Here is a 3,385-nt window from a genome sequence, read left to right on the forward strand (position 1 = left end):
CGCGTGGGCGGCCCGTTCGCGCCGCATGCGGCCTGGCGCGTCCCGCCGGCTTCGGTCACGACCACCCGACTCCGGCCACGACAGGACCGCACCGGCCTCATCGCGGGCTCGTGATCGGTAGCGGGACGCCGACCGCCGACGAGGCGGCTTCGTCCACCGCCGCGCAGTCGGCGACGAACAGCACCCCGTCGGCGCCGCCGAGGATGTCGCGGTCGAGCGGGAAGTACCCCTTCCTCGGGTCGATGTCGTCGCGTACGTGGCTGTCGGGCAGCGTCTCCGGGGCCGTCAGACCCCAGTCGGGGATGCGTGAGCGCAGGGCGGCCTCGTACGTGCCTCGGCCGGGGTCGCCGAGGCCGATGTCCGCGCTGCGGCCGAGAGCGCCTGCCAGGAAACGGTATTCGCCGGGATGGGCAGCGTCGAAGAGGGCGCCCGCGCTGAACCAGTCGACGGTGACCTCGCCCATCGGCATGGAGCCGGGATTGCGTTGCAGGTGCAGATTGTGGGCGAACACCAGGGTGGCGCCGCGAGCGGATTCGATGCGCCGGATGTCGGCGAGGTTCTCGGCCATGCAGGCATCCCTGGTGGCGCACATGCGGGTGAGGCGTTCGGCTTCGTCGACGCGGCGGGCACAGGCGGCGTGGTAGCGCAGCACGTGCACGGCGGCCAGCAGATGTGTTCGTGCGGTGTGCCATTCGTGCCGGGAACCCGTCGCGAGCAGGTTCGGGGTGGCGAGCTGGAATTCCAGCGTCAGGTCGTCGGCGATGGCGCGAAGACGCTCGGCCTCCGGGGTGCGGCCCGGCGACGCGGCGGGGTCGAGCACCGCCTCGGTGCGGCTCCAGCGCTCGTCAGCGCCGAGGAGAGCGTCGATCTCGGCGTCGAGGTCCGCGGAGGTGGCCGGGTTGGCGCGGTTCAGCTGGGCGCGAGCGGCTTCGAGGTAGCGGCGCGGGCTGGGAGCGCTCATGGTCTCCAGCGGCGCGTCGAAGCCGTGGAAGGCCAGGCGGCGCCGCGGCGGCAACGCCTCGTTGTACTCGCGCATCCAGGTGACCAGGGCGCGGTTGGCGGGATGGGCGCCGAAGCCGTGGGAGAAGCCTTCGCGCAGCACTGTGTCGAGATCGCCCACGCCGCGCCGGACGTAGTCGTCGACCATCAGGGCCGCCACTCGATCGGTCTCGAGGGCGACAGCGGCGAATCCGTGCCCGGCGAGCCGGGCGAACAGGTCGTTGCGGAGCCAGGCGACGGCGGGTTCGGAGTGGGTGGGTTCGCCCAGGGCGAGCACGGTGCAGGAGGGGCTGAGGAAATCGCTGATGTCCCGAGTCATGTGTCTTGATCGTATCTCTGAAAGGACGGTTGAGACTTCGGAGCGAATCCGCCCATGTGACCACGCCACTACCCTCAAACAGGTGAAAACCCTGCGGCCCGCCGATCTGGCACGCGAGCACGGCCTTTCCGCCCAGGCGGTGCGCAATTACGAGCGTCACGGGTTCCTGCCCGCCGCCGAGCGCACACCGACCGGCTACCGGATCTACACCGAGCACCATGCCGCCGCGCTGCGCGCCTATCTCGCATCGGTGGCCGCCTTCGGGCACGCGCGGGCCGGTGCGGTCATGCGCGCGCTGCACAGCGGCGACCTCGACGCCGCGCTGGCCGCCGTCGACGACGGGCACGTCCAGCTGGTGCGCGATCGGGAGACGCTCGGCCAGGTGCGCACGGCGATCGGCCACCTCGCGGACCAGCCGCCGGACGCGGCGGAGGCGGGGTCAGGCAGGACCATCGGCGAACTGGCCCATCTGCTGCGGCTGTCCCCCGCCACGCTGCGCGCCTGGGAACGCGCGGGGGTGCTCTCCCCCGCCCGCGACCGGCGCACCGGCTATCGCGTCTACGGTCCCGCCGACGTCCGCGACGCCCGGCTGGCCCACCTGCTGCGCCGCGGCGGCTATCGGCCCGGCCACATCGCGACCGTGATCCGGCACCTGCGGGAGGCCGGTGGCGGCGACGCCCTGGCCGAGTCGCTGGCACGGTGGCAGGCGCGGCTCACCGACCACGCGCTGGCCATGCTCGACGCCGCCGCGCTGCTCGGAGCCTATGTGCGCATGCTCGACCTGTCGGAGGGGCCGGAAGCTAGACCCGCACCAGGTCGTCGGCGTGGATGACCGGGCGCTGCATGGAGTCGGGCAGTTCGGTGGTCGAGCGGCCGAGCATAGTGGCCAACTCGGTGCTGTCGTACTCGACCACACCGCGCGCGACCAGGCGCAGGTCGGCGGAGAGCAGATCGACCACGTCACCGCCGTAGAACCGGCCGCGCACGCCGATGATGCCCGCGGCGAGCAGGGAGCGGCGCCGGTGCGCCACGGCCTGGATGGCCCCCTCGTCCAGGACGAGCGCGCCTCGGCTGTCGGCGGCATGCCTGACCCAGAACTTGCGGGCCGACAGCCGGGTGGCGCGGGCGGCGAAGGCGGTGCCGACGGTCCCCTCCGACAACGCGACGTCCGCCTGCTCGGCGGCCGCCAGCAGCACCGGCACCCCCGCGTCGGCGGCCAGGCGGGCGGCCGACAGCTTGGAGGCCATGCCGCCGGTGCCGAGCACACCGCCGCTGCCCGCGATCACGCCGTCCAGATCGGCACTGCTGCGGACCTCGGGGATGAAGGTGGCTCCGCCCTTGCGCGGATCGCCGTCGTAGAGCCCCTCAACATCGGACAGCAGCACCAGCGCGTCCGCGCCGACCAGGTGCGCCACCAGCGCCGCGAGCCGATCGTTGTCGCCGAAGCGGATCTCCTCGGTGGCGACGGTGTCGTTCTCGTTCACCACGGCCACCGCGCCGAGCGAACGCAGCCGGTCCAGGGTGCGCTGGGCATTGCGATGGTTCTCCCGGCGCGCGAAATCGTCGGCGCTGAGCAGCACCTGGCCGACGGTGCGTCCGTAGCGGGCGAAGGAGGTGCCCCAGGCGTGGGCCAACGCGAGCTGACCGACACTGGCGGCGGCCTGCTTGGTGGCCAGATCGCGCGGTCGGCGTTTGAGCCCGAGCGGCGCCAGGCCGGCGCCGATCGCGCCGGAGGACACCACCACCACGTCGGAACCGGCGCGCATCCTCGCCTCCACGGCGTCGGCGAGCCGATCCAGCCGCACGGTGTCCAGACCACCCTTGAGGCTGGTCAGCGCCGAGGAGCCGATCTTCACCACCACGCTGCGGGCGGTGGCGATGGCCTGTCTGGCCTCGCTCAGCTCCTGCGTGCCGCCCAGTGCATTCACCTGTGTCACCACACCACTCCTACCGCGAGCCCGCGCGGGCCCGCGCCGGTCGGCGCCGCGCGCGCGGGGGGGGCCTGACAAATGTTATACCGCCCGCCCCCAACCCCCCCCCCGGCCGCCCCGGCCCGGCACAGATTTT

General features: G+C 72.9%; 3 protein-coding genes. 1 reads left to right on the forward strand and 2 read right to left on the reverse strand.

What is annotated here, in order from left to right; translation table 11 throughout:
• Positions 1-97: 97 nt before the first annotated feature.
• Positions 98-1,318: an erythromycin esterase family protein gene (locus tag QH283_RS12120; RefSeq protein ID WP_280503104.1), complete on the reverse strand. Its 1,221-nt coding sequence runs from the start codon at positions 1,316-1,318 to the stop codon at positions 98-100.
• A gap of 82 nt (positions 1,319-1,400) precedes the next feature.
• Here QH283_RS12120 and QH283_RS12125 point away from each other — a divergent pair, with 82 nt between their 5' ends.
• The gene (locus QH283_RS12125; RefSeq protein ID WP_280503105.1) at positions 1,401-2,150 is read left to right on the forward strand and encodes a MerR family transcriptional regulator; all 750 of its coding nucleotides are present in this window, start codon (positions 1,401-1,403) and stop codon (positions 2,148-2,150) included.
• Here the strand turns inward: QH283_RS12125 and proB are convergent.
• Positions 2,119-3,219 carry a glutamate 5-kinase gene (proB, locus tag QH283_RS12130; protein WP_280503106.1) on the reverse strand — a complete coding sequence of 367 codons (1,101 nt, stop codon included), beginning with the start codon at positions 3,217-3,219 and terminating at the stop codon, positions 2,119-2,121. The genes QH283_RS12125 and proB overlap by 32 nt on opposite strands.
• Positions 3,220-3,385 lie beyond the last annotated feature (166 nt).

It is taken from the genome of Nocardia farcinica (assembly GCF_029867845.1).
GTDB classification, from domain to species: domain Bacteria; phylum Actinomycetota; class Actinomycetes; order Mycobacteriales; family Mycobacteriaceae; genus Nocardia; species Nocardia farcinica_A.

Coding starts and splice junctions, on each gene's coding strand:
- QH283_RS12120 (WP_280503104.1), bottom strand. CDS start 1,318: ATGACTCGGGACATCAGCGATTTCCTCAGCCCCTCCTGCACCGTGCTC.